Below are 16,721 nucleotides of genomic sequence, written 5' to 3'. Positions count from 1 at the left end.
GCGGCGCTCAGCGCCCGAAACGCTGCTTCAGCGCGGTGAACGCGGCCTGAAACACGCCGCTGCCGATCTGCTGCTTCAGCGCCGCCTCGCGCCCGGGGGCGCAATCGAATTCCGCCTGCCACTCCGCCAGAGTCAAATTGCCGTCGGTAATCGGCGTCAGCGACAGGGTGGCGACATAGTTCTCCACCTCCATCGGGCTCTCCAGGATCGCATAGCTGCAGGAGAGGTCGTAGTCCGACAGCGCCAGCAGTTTTTCGCGGATCCGACCGCCGTCCTTGAGCGTGAAATTGCGGATGCAGCCGATCCGGTCGGCTTGCGCGTTCTGCTCGATGCGGCTCTCGGCCACGAAAGGCGCCCAGCCCGGCAAGCCGTTGAAGTCGCGCACCACCTTCCAGACATCCGCGGCCGGAGCCGGGATGACGGAGGAGACATAGACCTTGGTCATGCTTGAGAGCCGGAGATGGGCATGGCGGTCGCAGCATTTGTTGTCTCGCGCCGCGCCAGATCGACCCCCACTCCGTCGAGCTTCGCTCGCCACCTCTCCCCCGATCGACGGGGGAGAGGAAAGGCGCAGGGCGATTCCAACTGGCTCCTTTCCTCTCCCTCCGGAGGGGGGAGAGGTGGCGCTGCGAAGCAGCGACGGAGTGGGGGAACCACTTGGCAAGAAAACACCGCCGTCACCTCAATGGTCGCGGTCGTCATCATCGTCCTTGGCGGCCTTGGCCTTGCCCTTCCCTTGCCCTTCTTGTCGCTTGTCGCGGGCGAGGTTCGAAATGTCCTTGGCGTCGCGCAGCACGTCCGTCATCCGTCCGAGCGAGCCGCCCTCGATGCCGATTTCCTTCATCAGGTTGTCGATCATTGGCGCCTGCACCCGGTAACGCAGCGCCGAATCGATCACCTCGTCGGTGACGTTGCGGTTGCCGCCCGACCCGCCATTGATGCCGTCGACATGCAGGATCTTGATGCCGTCGATCTTCTCCATCGGCTTGACGCTCTCGCGGATGATGCCTTCCATGTGATCCAGCAACTTGCCGCGCAGGCGGCCGGCGCGCGCCTCGCTGGAGAGAAGGTTCTCCGCTTCGTTGATCTGCCGATGGCCGGTCGCGTCGACCTCGTAGCGTTGGGCGGCGGCAAGGGCGTGGATCTTTTCCGATTCCGCTGCCGCGACAGCTGCGATCTTCTGCGCCTCCGCCAGGCTCTTCGCGGCCTTCATCTCTGCCTCGGCGGCGGCCGTGACGCGAAGGGCCTCGCGCTCCGCCTCTCGGCTGGCGGCGATCAGGTCGGTCAGCTTGCGGCGCTCGGCGATCTCGCGCTCGCGGGCGGTCAGGGCCTGTTCCTCGGCCTGGATGGCCTTGGCGCGAACAGCTTCCGAGGCGGCGATCGCCGAGGAGCGTTCCTGCGTCTTCTTGGCGATGTCGATAGCCTTCTGGATTTCGGCGATCTCGATCTTCTGGTCGCGGTCGACGCTGAGCTGCCGCAGGTCCCGTTCCTTGATGAGGCGCGCCTCCTCTATGCCGCGCTCGGTGGTGATGCGGGCCCGCTCGACCTCTTCGCCGGCCGAGATCTCGGCTTCCTCGAAGGCCTGCCGCTTGGCGATCTGCAGGGCTTCGAGGTGGCGCTCCCTGGCGATCCGCACCTCGTCGACGGCCCGTTCCTGCTCGATCCGCGCGGCCTCGGTCGCCTGGTTCTCGACGATCTCGGCGCGGCGCTTCTCCGCCTCCGCCCTGGTCACTTCAAGCGCTTTTTCCGCCAGCGCGATCTGGCGTTCGAGCTCGGCGATCTCGAGCGACTTCTTGCGCTCGATCTCGAGCCCGCTCTGCGTGCCCTCGCGCTCGATGCGCGCCTTCTCCAGCGAAAGTCCGAGAGCGATCTGCTCGCGCTCGGTCAGTTCGCGCATCTTCATCTCGGCCTCGTCGATCGCGCGGCGGCGCGCGATCTCGCGGCGCTGCGTGTCTTCCTCGCTGCGGATGCGTTCCTCGGTGATGCTGCGCTCCTGGGCGAGGCGCGATTTCTCGACCGCCTCGCGCGCGGAAAGCTGCGCCTGTTCGGCCTCCTGGTCCCGCACGGCGCGCTCCCTGGCAAGCTCGGAGCGCTGAGCAGCCCGCCGGATCTCGACTTCGCGCTCCTGTTCGAGGCGGGCATATTCGGTGTCGCGCTCGATCTCCAGCACCTTGCGCTGCGTGTCGAGGTTCTGGTTGCGGATGTCGACCAAAGTGCGCTGCTCGATCTCATTGCGCATGCGGCGCCTGGTCTCGATGGATTCCGTCAGCTGCGTCAGGCCTTCGGCATCGAAGGCGTTGGACGGGTCGAAATATTCGAGGCTGGTCTGGTCGAGATCGACAATCGCGACACTTTCCAGCTCGAGACCGTTGGCGGCCAGCGAATCCGAGGCAAGCGCCCGGACCTTGTCGGCATAGTCGCCGCGCAACTCGTGCATCTCTTCCAGCGTCATCTGCGCGGCGACGGTGCGCATGGCGCCGGCGAACTTGCCTTCCAGCAATTCGCGCAAGCTGTCGGGCTGCAGCGTGCGGCGGCCGAGCGTCTGCGCCGCGGCGGCAACGAGCTCGGGGCTCGCGCCGACTCGGACGAAGAACTCGGCGATGAGGTCGACGCGCATGCGGTTCCTGGTGATCAGCGCCAGCGCGTCCTCGCGGCGAACCTCGATGCGCAGCACACCCATATTGACAGGGGTGATCTCGTGCAGGACGGGGATGACGAAGGCGCCGCCGTTCACCACCACCTTCTCGCCCAGGAAGCCGGTGCGCACGAACGCCGTCTCCTTCGTCGAGCGGCGATAGAGCCACCGCAGGATGTAGACGGCGATCACCACGACGACCGCGGCAACGATCAGCCACAACAGGAAAGCGCCAAAGCTCTGCGCGTCCATGATTTATTCTCCCCTACACAATCCGGTCAGCGCCAGGCGCCCGGCACCAATTCAAAGATCCGTCCGCCGTCAGATAAAGTCCAATTCTTCATGCCCGCCTCTGCAGCTTTGGGCCGATCGCGTGGAAAGCGCTGATCACCGCATCGACGAAAGGCGTGTCGTTGATGCTGGCGCGCACCCGCTCGATATGGCGCAGCGGCGTCTGGCGCACCGTCTTCTCGATAGCCTCGAACAAGGCGTTGTCGGCTTCCGGGTCGTGAAAGGGCTGGCCGGGCGCGTCGAGCATCGAGACGCCGCCCTCGGGCAGCAGGAAGCGTACAGGCCCATCCATGGCGTTGAGCCGCGCGCCGATCCATTCGCCGAAGGCGCGGTTCTCGTCGCGGGTCGTGCGCATCAGCGTGACGTTCGGATTGTGAATGACGAATTTGCGGCCACGGAACTTTTCCGGCACCGTCTCGCGCGGACCGAAATTGACCATGTCCAGCGCGCCGGCCGAGCCGACATAGGGCAGCCTTGTGCGGATCGCCGCCCCGAAACGATCCGCTGTCGCGGGGAAGACGCCGCCGACGATCATGTCGGCCACCTCGGTCGTGGTGAGATCGAGGAAGGCCGACAACAGGCGCGAGTCGCCGAGCTTTTCCATGGCGCGGCCGCCGATGCCGGTGGCGTGAAAGACGAGGCAGTCATAATCGGCTTCGAGCCGCCTTGTCACTGCTTGCACGGCGGGTGTGGTGACGCCGAACATGGTGATGCCGACGGCCGGCCGCGCCAGCTTGCGCTTTGCTTCCCACGCCTCGGCGCCGGGCAGTTGCGCGACCATGCCGGCCATGGCGTGGGCGGCATTGGCAAGCACCTGCTCGGTGATGGAGTTCAGCCCCTGAACATCGGCGACTGAATGGAACATCATGATGTCGGCGCCGCCGACATATTTGGCGACATCGCCTGCCGCCACCGTCGAGACCATCAGCTTGGGGATGCCGACAGGCAGGACCCGCATGCCAGCCGTCGCCAGTGTCGTGCCGCCGGAGCCGCCCGCCGAGATGACGCCGCCGATGCGCGGCTCCCGCTCGATCCAGCGCGCGAAAGCCTCCGCCATGGCGCTGACCGAGCCGCCGCGATCGTCGGTGAAGACCGCCAAGGATCCGCGAACGTGCATGCCGGCAACTTGCATGGCGGGCACGTCCGCGCTCGCCGGCTTCCCCGATGTCGACAGGTCGACCGTGCGGACCGGAACGCCGAGCGACTTCAGGCGCTCGGCGATGAAGCGCAGTTCCTTGCCTTTGGTGTCGAAGGTGCCCGCGACCAGCACCGTTCTGCCGATGCGCTCGGCGAAGGGCATGGCAAAGACCTTCTTAGGGTCTTCCTGCGGCAGGTTCTTCGAGACGGCCGCCTTCCTCAATTCGGTGACCGGCACGTTCCAGCGGTTGGGCAATTCGGTGACAGGCCGGTAGACGCCGTCGCGCGCCAGCGGATCGACCGATCCGACCGCCGCGCGGTCGACGCGATAGACGGCCGCCAGCTGCTCCTTTGCCTGCGCCGCTTCCGTCGGCGTGACTGGCGCTTCCTCGGCGTGGCGTCCGACGCCGAGCAGGCGTTGCTGCAGCTCGCGGTCGGCGGCAAGCGCGGCCGCGTCCATCAGCCGGTTGATCCGGCCATTGACCATGATCGCGACCCGGCTGGAGATGGCGGTCGCGACGCCGATATTCTGCTCGATCACGAGCACCGCCATCTCGCCTTCGGCGGCAAGGTCGACCAGCATCTTCTCGACCTGGTCGACGATGATCGGCGCCAGGCCTTCGGTCGGCTCGTCCATCACCAGAAGCTTGGGATCGCTGAGCAGGGCGCGCGAGATGGCGAGCATCTGCTGCTCGCCACCCGAGAGCTGCGATCCGCCGTTGTGACGGCGCTCTGCCAGGCGCGGGAAGGTCTGGTAGACGCGCTCGACGGTCCAGCTCGCGTCGCGCCGGTTCCCGGCGGCAAGGCGCAGATGCTCGTCGACCGTCAGGCTCGGCCAGACGCGTCGCCCTTGCGGGACATAGCCGATGCCGAGGCGATGGATCTCGTGCGGCTCGAGCGCGGTGATCTCGCGGCCGTCGACGCGGATCGAGCCGGACTTCGCCCGCTTCAATCCGACGATGGTGTTGCACAGCGTCGACTTGCCCATGCCGTTGCGGCCGACCACGGAAAGCACGCCGCTTTCCAGCGTCAGCGAAATCCCCTGCAACGCATGGCTTTCGCCATAGAAGACCTGGAGGTCTTCTATCTTCAGCACCGCCCTGGCGCTTTTGCCGGCGGAGCGTTCAGCCATGCTTGCCTCCGAGATAGATCTGCTGGACCTCCGGATCGGCCTCGATTTCCTGCGGCGTGCCTTCCTTGAACAAATGGCCATTGTGCATCAGCGACACGTAGTCGGCCACACGCAGCGCGACATCGAGATCGTGCTCGATGATGATGAAGCCGATATGCTTCGGCAGCGCGTTGAGGATAGCGACGAGATCGCGCCGCTCGGTCGGCGAAAGACCAGCCGCCGGCTCGTCGAACAGGATGAAGCGCGGCGCGCCGGCAAGCGCCAGCGCGATTTCCATCTGACGCTGCTGGCCGTGGCTGAGCGTCGCCACCAGGGCGTCGCGATGGGCTTCGAGATGGACAGCCTCGAGGATCGACCGCGCCTGCACCATGTTGACGTCGGCGGCGGCGGGTCTCAGCAGCGAAAATCGCCGGCGCGAGACGCCACGGCAGGCGAGAAAGATGGAATCGAGAACCGACAAGCCTTTGAACAGCTGCGAGATTTGATAGGTGCGCCGCAGGCCGCGGCGGATACGCTCATGCGGCGGCAGGTCGGTGATGTCCTCGCCGAAGAAGCGGATGCGTCCGGCGGTCGGCAGGAAGTCGCCGGTCACCGCGTTGAACAGCGTGGTCTTGCCGGCGCCGTTGGAGCCGAGGACCGCGCGCCGCTCGCCGGCTGCGATCCTCATGTCGATGCCCGAGAGCGCCACCAGCGCTCCGAAATGCCGCGCCACGCCATCGAGCTCCAGCGCGTAGGCGCCGGAGCTCTGCAGACGGTTCGCGGCCAGGTTTTCGGTCACTGACGATGCTCTTAGCGCGTGCCGTTACGGGCAGCTCGGATTGTCGCGGTTGACAGCTCCGAGCTTCATGAACTCGTCCTCGGGAATGCCGAGCGTCTGGTTGACCTGCGGCACGACCTTGACAAGCTTGTTCAGCAGATTGCCGTCCGAACCTTCGGTGACCTCGGTCAGGAAGATGTCGGCGACGGCGTTTCGGTTCTTGTCGAGCGACACCTTGCCGGTCGGCGTGTCGAAAGACAGTTTCGACAAGGCTTCGCGCAATTTCTTGCCACCGTCGGAAACGTCCCCGCCGACCTGGTCGAGCGCCAGCAGCGCCGCCTTCATGTTCACATAATAGCCATGGGCGAAGAGCGAGGGCGAGGGGAAAGCGCCCGGCTGTTTCTTGTAGGCATCGACGAACGACTTCCAGGCCGGCGCGTCATTGGTGTCGGCCGTCGGTCCAGCAGAGGGCGTGCCCTTGAGCACGTCGCGCAGCTTGCCTTTCGAGGTCAGCACGGTCTGGTCGACGGTGATCGAGCCGCCGATCAGCGGAGCCGAGCCGCCGGCCTGCTGATACTGGGTCAGGAAGTTGACGGCATCGGCGCCGCCGAGCGCCACATAGATGGCGTCGACATCCTCGGGGATCGCCGCGATGACGGAGGAGAAATCCTTGTTGCCGATCGGCACCCACGATTTCGACGGCACATGCCCGCCGGCCTTGCAGAACTCGGCCATGAAGCCGAAGACCTGCGTATAGGGGAAGGAGTAATCCTCGGCCACGGTGGCGACCTTCTTGTAGCCCTTGTCGTTGAAGGCATAGGTGCCGAGGCCGGCCATCCATTGCGCGCCGTCGGTAGAGAAGCGGAAGAAATTCTCGGCCGGATTGCGCAGCGTCGTGTCCTGCGCGGCCGAGGTGCCGTTGATGAACGTCACGTCCGGCTTGGTCTTGGCATAATCCTTGACGGCGAGGCCTTCATCGCCCGAAAGCGGACCGACCAGCACCTTCACGCCGTCCTGCTCGACGAGCTTGCGCGCCGCGCGCACGGCGCTGTCGGGCGAGGCGTCGGACGAGCCCTTGACGATCTCGATCTTCTTGCCGGCGACCGTACCGTTGGTCTCTGCGACGGCCGTCATGGCGCCGCGTTCGCCATCCTCGCCGAGCACCGTGAACGGCCCTTCGAAGGTGGCCAGCAGGCCGATCTTGATCGCGTCGTCGGCGGCGAGCGCCATCGAAGGCGCGGTCAGCCCGGTGAACAGCGCCAGGGCCAGAAGTGTACGTCTATGCATCCTCGGTTCCTCCCATTGAATTGCATTGATCTGCAGTGCTTCATCCGCGTCGGCCGCTAAGGGCCGGCGCGCAAGGACTCCTGGGCAAGATGTGGCTTGATCCTCCCCCACAACCCAAGAATTCCGTCCGGCGAGATGAAGACGATCACCAGGAACACCAGGCCGATCAGCGTGTTGAAACGCTCGGCGCCGACGATATCGATGGCGAAGGTCTGCATCAGTATGACGACGATCGCGCCAACGAACGGTCCGATTGGGTGGCGCAGGCCGCCGATGACGGCGATGATCAATATGTCGATCGCCACGTCGACACCGATCGTGCCGGGCGAGACGCGTCCGTTGAACCAGACCAGAAGCACGCCCGCCAGCCCGGCGAGGATGCCGGCCAGGAACCAGGCAAAGACCTTATGCGCGGTGACGTGGTAGCCCAGCGCCCGCATCCTTCGCGGATTGTCGCGGATCGCCTGCAAGGTCATGCCGAAGGTGGAGCGGGAGCCGTAGAGCACCGCCGCATAGGACAGCATCGCGAGGCCGAGGCAGAGGTAGTAGAAGGGTTTCGGGTCTCGCCAGTTGACGCCCCAGAAGACCGGCGCGTGGATGCCGGCATAGCCGGAATGGCCATTGAAGATCGCATAGTTCTGCTGGGCGAAGTAGAAGGTCGCGGTCGCGATCGCCAGCGTGATCATGAGCGTGTAGATGCCTTCCGTGCGCACCGAAATCCAGCCGATCAGCGCCGACGACACCGCCGCCACGGCGACCGCGAACGGAACGACGATCCACCAGGGCCAGCCGAAGCCCAGCACATTGGAATTGTTGCTGCCGAGGATGGCGACGGCATAGGCGGCGATGCCGGCGACCGTGATCTGCGCCAGGCTGAGCATTCCGCCATAGCCGGCAAGCAGCATCAGCGACAGCGAAAGCACGCCGAAGATCATCGAATAGCCGGCGATCTGTGTCAGAAAGAAATCGGATGCCACCAGCGGATAGAGAAGGAGCGCGACGGCAAGGATGACGTGACCTGCGCCGATCTTGTCCAGCCAGTTCTGCTGCGGCGCTGCGCCGTGGGCGGCTGTGGCCAGGCTCATCGTGCCTTCCCCATGATGCCTTGCGGCCGGACAGCCAGCGTCACCACCATGATGACGAAGGTGAGCACCACGCCATAGGTCGGGAAATAGACGAGGCCGATCTGCTCGGCCAGCCCGATGAGCAGCGCCCCGATCGCCGCGCCGGTGATGGAGCCCATGCCGCCGACGATGACCACGACCAGCGAGGCAAGCAAATAGCGCACGTCCTCGCCCGGCGCGACCGAGAGCGCCGACCCGCCGACGACACCGGCGAAACCGGCGAGTCCGGCGCCGACCGCGAAGACGATAGCGAACACCGCATGCACGTTGACGCCGGAAGCCGACAGCATGGCGCGGTCGTCGACGCCGGCGCGGATCATCATGCCGACGCGCGTCTTGTTGAGCATCAGCCAGAGCCCGACCCCGATGACGATCGCCGCTGCCAGCACGACCACGCGGTACAGCGGATAGGTGAGGAACACCGAGGCGCCGTTCGAGCGCACCGCCGTGATGACGGGCAGGGTCAAGGCGCCGTCGAGCCATTCCGGCGTGGCAATCTGATAGGTGCCTCCGGCCCAGACCGCCAGCATCAGGTCGGCGGCGACGATAGAGATGCCGATGGTAACCAAGGTCTGTCTGAGGTCGTCGCCTTCCAGGCGGCGGAAGATGAAAACCTGCATGACGACGCCGATGATGGCGAGCACCGCGAAGCCGGCGGCGACACCGAGCAGCCAATAGCCGGTACGGCTGGTGACTTCGTAACCGATATAGGCGCCGAGCAGATAGAGCGAACCATGCGCCAGGTTGATGTTGCGCATCAGGCCGAAGATGAGCGTGAACCCGCTGGCGACCAGGAAATAGAGGCCGGCCAGCGTCAGGCCGTTGAGGATGGCGCTGACGAACGCTTTCTTGGAAATGAGGATCGCGTTCAGCCAGGCGGGCCAGACGGCGAAGACCAGCCAGGCGACCGCCGCGACGGCCAGCAGGCCGACCAGGCCCCAGGCCTGGCGGCGCGTCATGCCGCCGCCCGACCATGACGAGGACGATGGCTGGTCGAGTATGCTCATGCGGTCAGCCGCCGGCGCTGCTCGTTCATGCGCGGCGCCTTATGGAACTTGCCGTCCTTCATGATGGCGAGGATGCGGTTCTTGTCTTGCAGGATGCGCACGTCCGCAATCGGATCGCCGTCGATCAAAAGGATGTCGGCGAGGTAGCCCTCCTTGATCAGGCCGAGCTCGTCGCCCATGCCCATGATCTGCCCACCATATTTGGTACCAGCCTGGATGGCCTCCATCGGCGAGAAGCCGAGCATCTCGACGAAGGTCTGGATATCCTTGGCGTTGGTGCCCTGCGGCGTCCAGGCGAAGCCGTAGTCGCCGCCGATGCACACGCGGATGCCGCGCCGGTGCATCTTCTTCATCGTGTCGATGCACATTTCCAGCTCGCGCTCATATTCGAGCGACAGCGGCGAGCCGGGCTTGATGCCCCATTGCTCGGCATGACGCGCGGTGTTGATCAGCCAGGCGATACCCGGCGCGACGAAGTGCTTGTCCTTGACCGCCTCCAGCATGTCGAGCGCTTCCTCGTCGGCGAAGGAAGCGTGGTAGATGTTCTGGATGCCGTGGCGGACGCACTGCTTGACCGAGCCGGAAGAGCGCGCATGCGCCGACAGGACCTTGTTGCGGCAGCGCGCCTCGGAGGCGGCCATCGCGACCTCTTCCTCGGACATTGGGGTTTCCTCCGCGCCCATTCCGGTGATGCTTTCGCCGGAGAGGTTGAGCTTGATGGAATCGACGCCGTATTTGATCAGCTGGCGCACCGTGCGGCGGATTTCCTCCGGGCCGGAAACGACGATGCCCAGATTGAGGCCCTCATGCGGGATGTGGGAGGGCGCGGAATCGCCGAGGCCGCCGACCGTGGTGATCTCCGGACCGGCCGCGAGGTAACGCGGGCCCGGAAACCGGCCCTGGTTGATGAATTTCTTGGCGACGACATCGAGCCGCGGCTTGGCGGCGGCGGCACCACGGCCCGCGGTGAATCCGGCATCGAGCACCAGCTTGGCCATCTCCATGGTGACCAGCATGTGCTCCTCGATCTCCATCATCTGGATGGGATCGATGCCGGGCGCGTTGTTCCAGGACAGGTGTAGATGCGCGTCGATCATGCCGGGCATCAGCGTCGCGCCCATGCCGTCGATCACGGTGGCGCCCCCTGGCGCGCCGCCGCTGTAGGAAGACAACGAGGAGGCGCCGAAGCGCGACGAGCCCCTGGCGATCTGCTTGATGCGGTTGCCCTGCACCAGCACCTCGCCGGTGTAGGGGTATTCACCTGTGGCGTCGAGCACGCGCACATTGGTGAAGAGCGTGCTTCCCGACCCGTTTCCGGCCCAGCTTTCGTCTGCCATAACAAGCCTCCCAACTTGCCGAGCGCGTAAGTCTACGCCCGATGCGAAATCCTCACCTATCAACCCGTCTCAAAAAATCGGCGAGCTTCGAGCTGCTCTCGCGCGGACTTTCCACCGTGGCCCAGTGTCCGCACCGATCGAGCGAGGAGAATACGGCTCCCTTGATCTTGTCTGCAAGCGCCTGGGCGACGCCCGGCGGATTGACCGTATCGGCATCGCCGGTGACGAGCAGGGTCGGCGCCGAGATCCGGCGTGCATCGACCGCGGCGGCTTTTGCCAGGGCCTCACAGGTGCGGGCATAGGATTCGGGATCCTGGCGGGTGATCGATTCCCGCACGAAGGCCGCTGCCGCCGGCGACGTCTCCCGTGTGTGTGCCGAGATCGCATTGGCGACGATCTGATCGGCGATGTCGGAAATACCGCCGGAGCGCGCCAGACGCGCCCTATTGCCGAGCCCTTGCCGGGTTGCCTCGCCCGGTTCGGCCAGGGCGCCGAACAGCGTCAGCGATGTTACGAGCGCAGGCTGCGTCGCCGCGATCTCTTGGCACACGATGGTGCCCATCGAATGGCCGACAAAATGCGCCGACGTAACGCCCATGCCGGCCATGGTGCGGATCACGGCTTCGCTCATCCCCTCGATGGTGAGTGGCTCGATCGGGCGCGGCGAGCGGCCCGACCCCGGCAGGTCGAGCCGGATGACGCGGTACCCGGAGAGCGCACCCATCTGCGGCTGGAACATGTTCGAGGTTCCGCCGAGGCCATGGATCATCACCACGGCCGCGCCTTCGCCTGTCACTTCCGCGACGACCTGGCCGACAGTCACGGTCGTCATTGCGGCCGCTCCACGAAACGGTTCTCAAGCGTGCCGATGCCGTCGATCTCGATGCGCACGACATCGCCGGGCTTGAGATATCTGGGCGGATCGAAGCCGATGCCGACCCCGACGGGCGTGCCGGTGGCGATGATATCGCCGGGCTTGAGCGTGATGCCTTGTGACAGCGTGGCGATGATGGTCGGGATGTCGAAGATGAGCAGCGATATCCGGGAGTCCTGGCGCAGGTCCTCATTGACGAAACAGCGGATACCGGCGCTGGCGATATCAAACTCGTCCCTGGTGACGGCCCAAGGACCCATCGGACAGAACGTGTCCTGCGACTTGCCGATCAGCCACTGGCTGTATTTGCCTTGCAGGTCGCGCGCCGTGACGTCGTTGACGATCGTATAGCCCCAGACGTGGTCGAGGGCGTCCCCCTTGGAGATGCCGCGCCCGCCCTTGCCAATGATGACGGCAAGCTCCGCTTCATAGTCGATCGCCGTCGACACGGAGGAGTCGATCAGCACGCTGGCGTGGTTGGGAACGACCGATTCCGGCACTTTGGAGAAGATGATCGGATGCTTCGGCACTGCCCCGGCGCCTGCGCTGGAATCGAAGCCGCTGCGGGCGAACTCGTGCGCGTGCTCGTGATAGTTCTTGCCGACGCAGAAGATATTGCGGCGCGGTTGCGGAATTGGAGCCTCGATCTCCACCTCGGCCAGCGGGATCGGGGAGAGGGTGCGCGGCAGCCCGGCTCCGTTGCGTTCGATCAGCGCTAGCAACCCGGTCTCGGCGCGCTCGACGGGGAAATCGAAGGGGGCGACGGTCTGGGCGGCAAGATCGACCAGGCCGAGCCGCCGTTCGCCGGCGAGCGAGAAAGTCGCGACCCGCATGAAGTTCCTCCCGTGAACCAATTTTGAGCCAATTTTCCGCTCTTTTGAAACACGCTAGCGCCAATTGGCTTAGGCCGCAAGCCGGATTCTGATTGGCTACATCGAATAATCCCAACGCCTTAGCGTGGCAGGAATGCGCCGGAGCTCGGTGATGGACGGGCGCACGAAAGGCTGCTACAAATGGTTCATTATTGGATCAGATCAACGCTGCCAAATATGCCCAAGCTGGTTGCCAACGACATCGCCATTGCCCTGAAGAAGCGGATTTCCCTGGGCGAGTGGCTGGAGAACGGCCGCATGCCGCCGGAGCGCGATCTCGCCAGCGAGTTCGGCGTGGCGCGCAATACGGTGCGGCGCGCCGTCAGCATGCTCGAGGACGACGGCACGGTCGTACGGCATGTCGGCCGCGGGACCTTTTTGACGGCAGGCAACCCGGATTCCATGGCCGCGACCGTCGCGCGCATGGAAGGGACCAGCCCCGCCGACATGATGGAAATCAGGCAGTTGCTGGAGCCGGCGGCGGCGTCCTTTGCCGCGACCAACGCAAGCGCCGGCGAATTGAACGCCGTGCGCGAGGCGCACAAGATCGCCTGCGCGTCCCAGGACATGCCGACTTTCGAGCATTGGGACGCGGAATTTCATCACCGCATCTTCGCTTGCTCGCGCAACGACTTCCTCAAAGAGATCCACAATCTCATGCGTATCCTGCGCAATCAGCGGCCGTGGTTCGAGATGAAGAAACGTTCCTTCTCGGAGGAACGCCGCGCCATTTATTGCAGCGAGCACCAGGTCGTCCTGGATGCCCTGCTGGCGCGCGACTCCGAAGGCGCCAGCGATGCCATGCTGACGCATCTGAGGACCGTCGAGCGCAATCTTCTGGGGAGGTAGCCGCCCGGATGGCGGACCCCGAGTCGACATTGCATGAGGATGCCACTATATAGCGCCTGCTCCGGCTGAGGCGGGGGCAGCATTGGCCGGGACGCTGCGATGCGGGTTTTGATACAAATGCGCTGTCAAAGTTAGAAAAAAGCAAGCAAAAACAACAACGGTTACCGTCTTTCGATCCCGACCAACGATCCCATTATTCTCAATGATCTGAACGTGCACCTCGAACCCTTCCATTCCTTCGGCTTCGCATTCCATTGGCAAGATGTCTTGCCGATCGAGGCCGACTCGGCTCGAATGGGCATGCATCCTCTCCAGGGGTGCCGAGGTTCATGGCTACCAACCGGCTTGGCCGCTAGGGAAGAAGCAGTATGAGTGAACATGCGATCGAGTTTTTGCGCGGATGGATTGGCGAGAAAGTCCAGTGCCAGCATTTGCCGATCAAGATCGACAAGCAGGCCGAGACCCTTGCCAAGGAATGTTGCGCCAAGGCCGCCGAGGCGGGCATTCTGCTGGAGGACATCCAGGAAGAGGTCGGCGACATCCAGGAACTGATCGCGTCGCGCCTCGAGGAAGCCGTCGAAGAGGGCAGCAGCGAAGCAAGGCCCGCCAAGCCGGCGGAATAATACCCCGCCTGGCATGGGCCGGCGGCGCTCTATCCGAATTTTTCCTTCAGCCATTCCTTGGGCAGCGCCGGCACGAAATTGCCGTCGCGTCCTGCCATATCCTCATTTGCGACCAATGCGTTGAGGATCGCCTCCTCGACGCATTGCACGACCGCATCGAAGAATGGGTCAATGTCGACGTCCGGGATGAAATCCGCGCGGGCGATGCGGCCTGAAGGCGCCAGCGCGGCCTCGGGATTGGCGGTAGAGAAGGCGAGAAAAATATCGCCAGAACTGTGATAGCCATAGCCGCCGGTCATGGCGATGCCGAGCGGCACGCGCCGGGCGAGCCGCTTCATCTGATGCGGCAGCAACGGCGCGTCGGTGGCGACGACGGCGATGATTGATCCCTTTTCGGCGCGCGGCGTGCCCTCGCGGATGGCCGGCTGGGCCAATTCCGGGCCGACACGCCGGCCGCGAATGGTGAAATTGTGCCTTTTGCCGAAATTCGCCTGCACGAACAGGCCGAGCACGTAGCATTTGTCCTGCCATTCGACGATGCGCGAGGCGGTGCCGGACCCGGCCTTGAAACCGAAGCTTATCATGCCGGTGCCGCCGCCGACGCTGCCTTCCTCGATGGCGCCGCCGCTGGCGCTGTCGAGTGCCGCGGTCACATGGTCGACGCTCACATGATGGCCGTTGATGTCGTTGAGGAAGCCGTCATAGGTCTCGGCAGCCACCGGCAGGCCCCAGCCTGTGTCGAGCGCGGCCGGCAACACCTTGTGCATCCAGCGCAAGGTGGCATCGCGGGTGACGCCGCAGGAATGCGTGTTGGTGATGGTGACCGGGAAATTGAAGGCGCCGGTCTCCTCGATAATGTGCGTGCCCGTCAGCTCGCCATTGCCGTTCTGGCTGAACACGCCGGCGAAGACCGGCGTCGCGAGCTCTTGAACCGGCCTTGGCAGGATGGCGGTGACGCCTGTGCGCACCGGTCCGTTGCCGACCCGCAGCGGGCCGTCGCCGGAAATCAGCGTCGTGTAGCCCACCGACACGCCAGGCACATCGGTGATGGCGTTGAAAGGGCCCGGCGTGCCGTCGAGCGCGATGCCGAAGGCGCGCAGGCGCGGCTTGCCCGACGGGGTGCGAAGATGCGGGTCGTGGTTGCTCATGCGATCCTTAGAACAACGAGCCCTGATTGCCCGGCTCCTTGGCCTTGGCGGGCGACTTCGCGGCCAGCTTCGGCCGCGCGCCGCCGGAGGTTGCGATGGCCTCGGCAGTGCCGTCCGCGAATTCCAGCTGCAGCGCTGCGCCCGGCGCCAACTCCGCGACCCCTTTGATGACGGCGCCTTCTGCATCCTTGACCAGCGCGAAGCCGCGCGCCAGCACGGCCTTGTGCGACAGCGTCGACAAGAGCCGGTCGGCCTGGGTCAGCGCCGCGCGCAGCCGGTCGAGACGCCGTGCCAGTGCCTGATCCTGCCTGCGCGACAGTCCGGCTAAGGTGTCGGCCTGCAGCTTCTGCCGCCGGACGATCGGTGCCGGCGACAGGCGGGTCGAATTGCGCTGGAAGCGTGCGCGCCGCTCGCGCACGACGGCGAAGAACGCGGCTCGCGCCCGGGCCATATCGCGGCCGGTCAGCGTGCGCGCCTCATTGAGGCGCCGCGACAGGGTCGCCGGCGTCAGTCTTTGCCGCTCCAGCGTCGCCCGCTTGCGCTCGATATTCACCGTCAGCCCCCGGCCGAGGCGGCTGGTCGCATCGTCGAAACGGCGGCGCGGCAGCGCCAGCAACTGGTCGGGCGAGGGGAGCGCGCGCGCCGCCGCGCGCACTGCCTGGCGCTTGCGCTCCAGGTGGCGCGAGGCGCAGGCGTTGAGCCGCGCGCCGAGGCTGGCCAAGGTGGCCTCCAGCTCCGCCCTGACCGGCACGGCGATCTCGGCCGCGCCCGTGGGTGTCGGCGCGCGCATGTCGGCGACAAAGTCGATCAGAGTCGTATCGGTCTCGTGCCCGACGGCCGAGATCACCGGGATGGCGGACGCCGCAACGGCACGCGCCAGCCCTTCGTCGTTGAAGCCCCAGAGGTCCTCGAGGCTGCCGCCGCCGCGTGCCACGATCAACAGATCGGGTTGGCGGATTTGTCCGTCCCTTGTCAACGCGTTGAAACCGTTGACGGCCGCAGTCACCTCCCTGGCCGTCGTGTCACCCTGGACCCTCACCGGCCACACCAGCACATGAAGCGGAAACCGGTCCTTGATGCGATGGATGATGTCGCGGATCACCGAGCCGGTCGGCGAGGTGACGACGCCGATGACTTTGGGCATGAACGGCAGCCGCCGCTTGCGGCCCGCGTCGAACAGACCTTCGGCCTGCAGCCGGCGCTTGCGCTCTTCGAGCAGCGCCATCAGCGCGCCGGCGCCCGCCGGCTCCAGATTGTCGATGACGATCTGATAGTTGGATTTGCCGGGGTAGGTGGTCAGTCGGCCGCTGGCGATCACCTCCATGCCTTCCTCGGGGCGGAACTTCAGCCGCGCCATGGTCGTCTTCCAGACCACGGCATCGATCCGCGCGCGGTCATCCTTCAACGCGAAGTAAGCGTGGCCGGACGAATGCGGGCCGCGATAGCCGGAAATCTCGCCACGCACCCGCACATTGCCGAAAGCGTCCTCGACAGTGCGCTTCAGCGCGCCGGAAATCTCGCTCACCGTGTATTCGGTGGCGTTGCTGCGTGATTCGGTTGCTGTTTCACTCATTTGGCGATTGGGGGGCGCTTATCGGCCGGCGTCAAGCTGCGACAAACATCGCTGATATTATACAGCAGCCCGTTG

At 65.2% G+C, this 16,721-nt stretch carries 14 protein-coding genes; 2 read left to right on the top strand and 12 right to left on the bottom strand.

Going from position 1 to position 16,721, the window contains the following annotated elements; translation table 11 throughout:
* Positions 1 to 7: 7 nt before the first annotated feature.
* The 10 genes from O7A05_RS26155 to O7A05_RS26110 form a co-directional block, all read right to left on the bottom strand.
* Complete coding sequence (locus O7A05_RS26155) at positions 8 to 445, bottom strand: SRPBCC family protein (protein WP_337095840.1); 438 nt, start codon at positions 443 to 445, stop codon at positions 8 to 10.
* Between the two features lie 237 nt (positions 446 to 682).
* Positions 683 to 2,887, bottom strand: a complete 2,205-nt coding sequence (locus O7A05_RS26150; RefSeq protein WP_337095838.1) for a flotillin family protein — start codon at positions 2,885 to 2,887, stop codon at positions 683 to 685.
* An 88-nt stretch (positions 2,888 to 2,975) separates the two neighbouring features.
* Positions 2,976 to 5,195 (bottom strand): ABC transporter permease, encoded by a 2,220-nt coding sequence (locus tag O7A05_RS26145; RefSeq protein WP_337095837.1) that lies wholly within the window; start codon positions 5,193 to 5,195, stop codon positions 2,976 to 2,978.
* Positions 5,188 to 5,973: an ABC transporter ATP-binding protein gene (locus O7A05_RS26140; RefSeq protein ID WP_337095834.1), complete on the bottom strand. Its 786-nt coding sequence runs from the start codon at positions 5,971 to 5,973 to the stop codon at positions 5,188 to 5,190. The genes O7A05_RS26145 and O7A05_RS26140 overlap by 8 nt, the downstream gene beginning before the upstream one ends.
* Before the next feature lie 24 nt (positions 5,974 to 5,997).
* Positions 5,998 to 7,239 carry an ABC transporter substrate-binding protein gene (locus tag O7A05_RS26135; protein ID WP_337095833.1) on the bottom strand — a complete coding sequence of 414 codons (1,242 nt, stop codon included), beginning with the start codon at positions 7,237 to 7,239 and terminating at the stop codon, positions 5,998 to 6,000.
* Positions 7,240 to 7,295: 56 nt separating this feature from the next.
* Positions 7,296 to 8,324 carry a branched-chain amino acid ABC transporter permease gene (locus tag O7A05_RS26130; protein ID WP_337095831.1) on the bottom strand — a complete coding sequence of 343 codons (1,029 nt, stop codon included), beginning with the start codon at positions 8,322 to 8,324 and terminating at the stop codon, positions 7,296 to 7,298.
* Entirely contained in the window at positions 8,321 to 9,370 is a 1,050-nt protein-coding gene (locus O7A05_RS26125) for a branched-chain amino acid ABC transporter permease (RefSeq protein WP_415927055.1), read from the bottom strand. The genes O7A05_RS26130 and O7A05_RS26125 overlap by 4 nt, the downstream gene beginning before the upstream one ends.
* Positions 9,367 to 10,707 (bottom strand): metal-dependent hydrolase family protein, encoded by a 1,341-nt coding sequence (locus tag O7A05_RS26120; protein WP_337095830.1) that lies wholly within the window; start codon positions 10,705 to 10,707, stop codon positions 9,367 to 9,369. Before O7A05_RS26120 ends, O7A05_RS26125 begins: the two co-directional genes overlap by 4 nt.
* A 52-nt stretch (positions 10,708 to 10,759) precedes the next feature.
* Positions 10,760 to 11,539: an alpha/beta fold hydrolase gene (locus O7A05_RS26115; protein ID WP_337095829.1), complete on the bottom strand. Its 780-nt coding sequence runs from the start codon at positions 11,537 to 11,539 to the stop codon at positions 10,760 to 10,762.
* Entirely contained in the window at positions 11,536 to 12,414 is an 879-nt protein-coding gene (locus tag O7A05_RS26110) for a fumarylacetoacetate hydrolase family protein (protein WP_337095827.1), read from the bottom strand. Before O7A05_RS26110 ends, O7A05_RS26115 begins: the two co-directional genes overlap by 4 nt.
* Positions 12,415 to 12,630: 216 nt before the next feature.
* On the opposite strand from O7A05_RS26110, the gene O7A05_RS26105 reads away from it, so the two are divergent.
* Entirely contained in the window at positions 12,631 to 13,302 is a 672-nt protein-coding gene (locus O7A05_RS26105) for a FadR/GntR family transcriptional regulator (protein ID WP_337095825.1), read from the top strand.
* A 368-nt stretch (positions 13,303 to 13,670) separates the two neighbouring features.
* Positions 13,671 to 13,925 carry a hypothetical protein gene (locus O7A05_RS26100; protein WP_337095824.1) on the top strand — a complete coding sequence of 85 codons (255 nt, stop codon included), beginning with the start codon at positions 13,671 to 13,673 and terminating at the stop codon, positions 13,923 to 13,925.
* A gap of 29 nt (positions 13,926 to 13,954) precedes the next feature.
* On the opposite strand, the gene O7A05_RS26095 is transcribed toward O7A05_RS26100, so the two are convergent.
* Together O7A05_RS26095 and xseA are read right to left on the bottom strand one after the other, a co-directional pair.
* Entirely contained in the window at positions 13,955 to 15,073 is a 1,119-nt protein-coding gene (locus O7A05_RS26095; protein ID WP_337095823.1) for a DmpA family aminopeptidase, read from the bottom strand.
* Between the two features lie 7 nt (positions 15,074 to 15,080).
* The gene (gene xseA, locus O7A05_RS26090) at positions 15,081 to 16,646 is read right to left on the bottom strand and encodes an exodeoxyribonuclease VII large subunit (RefSeq protein ID WP_337095822.1); all 1,566 of its coding nucleotides are present in this window, start codon (positions 16,644 to 16,646) and stop codon (positions 15,081 to 15,083) included.
* Between the last annotated feature and the right edge of the window lie 75 nt (positions 16,647 to 16,721).

This window comes from Mesorhizobium argentiipisi (SeqCode) (assembly GCF_037179585.1).
Taxonomy (GTDB): Bacteria; Pseudomonadota; Alphaproteobacteria; order Rhizobiales; family Rhizobiaceae; genus Mesorhizobium; species Mesorhizobium argentiipisi.
This window is presented reverse-complemented; position numbering and strand designations above follow the sequence as displayed.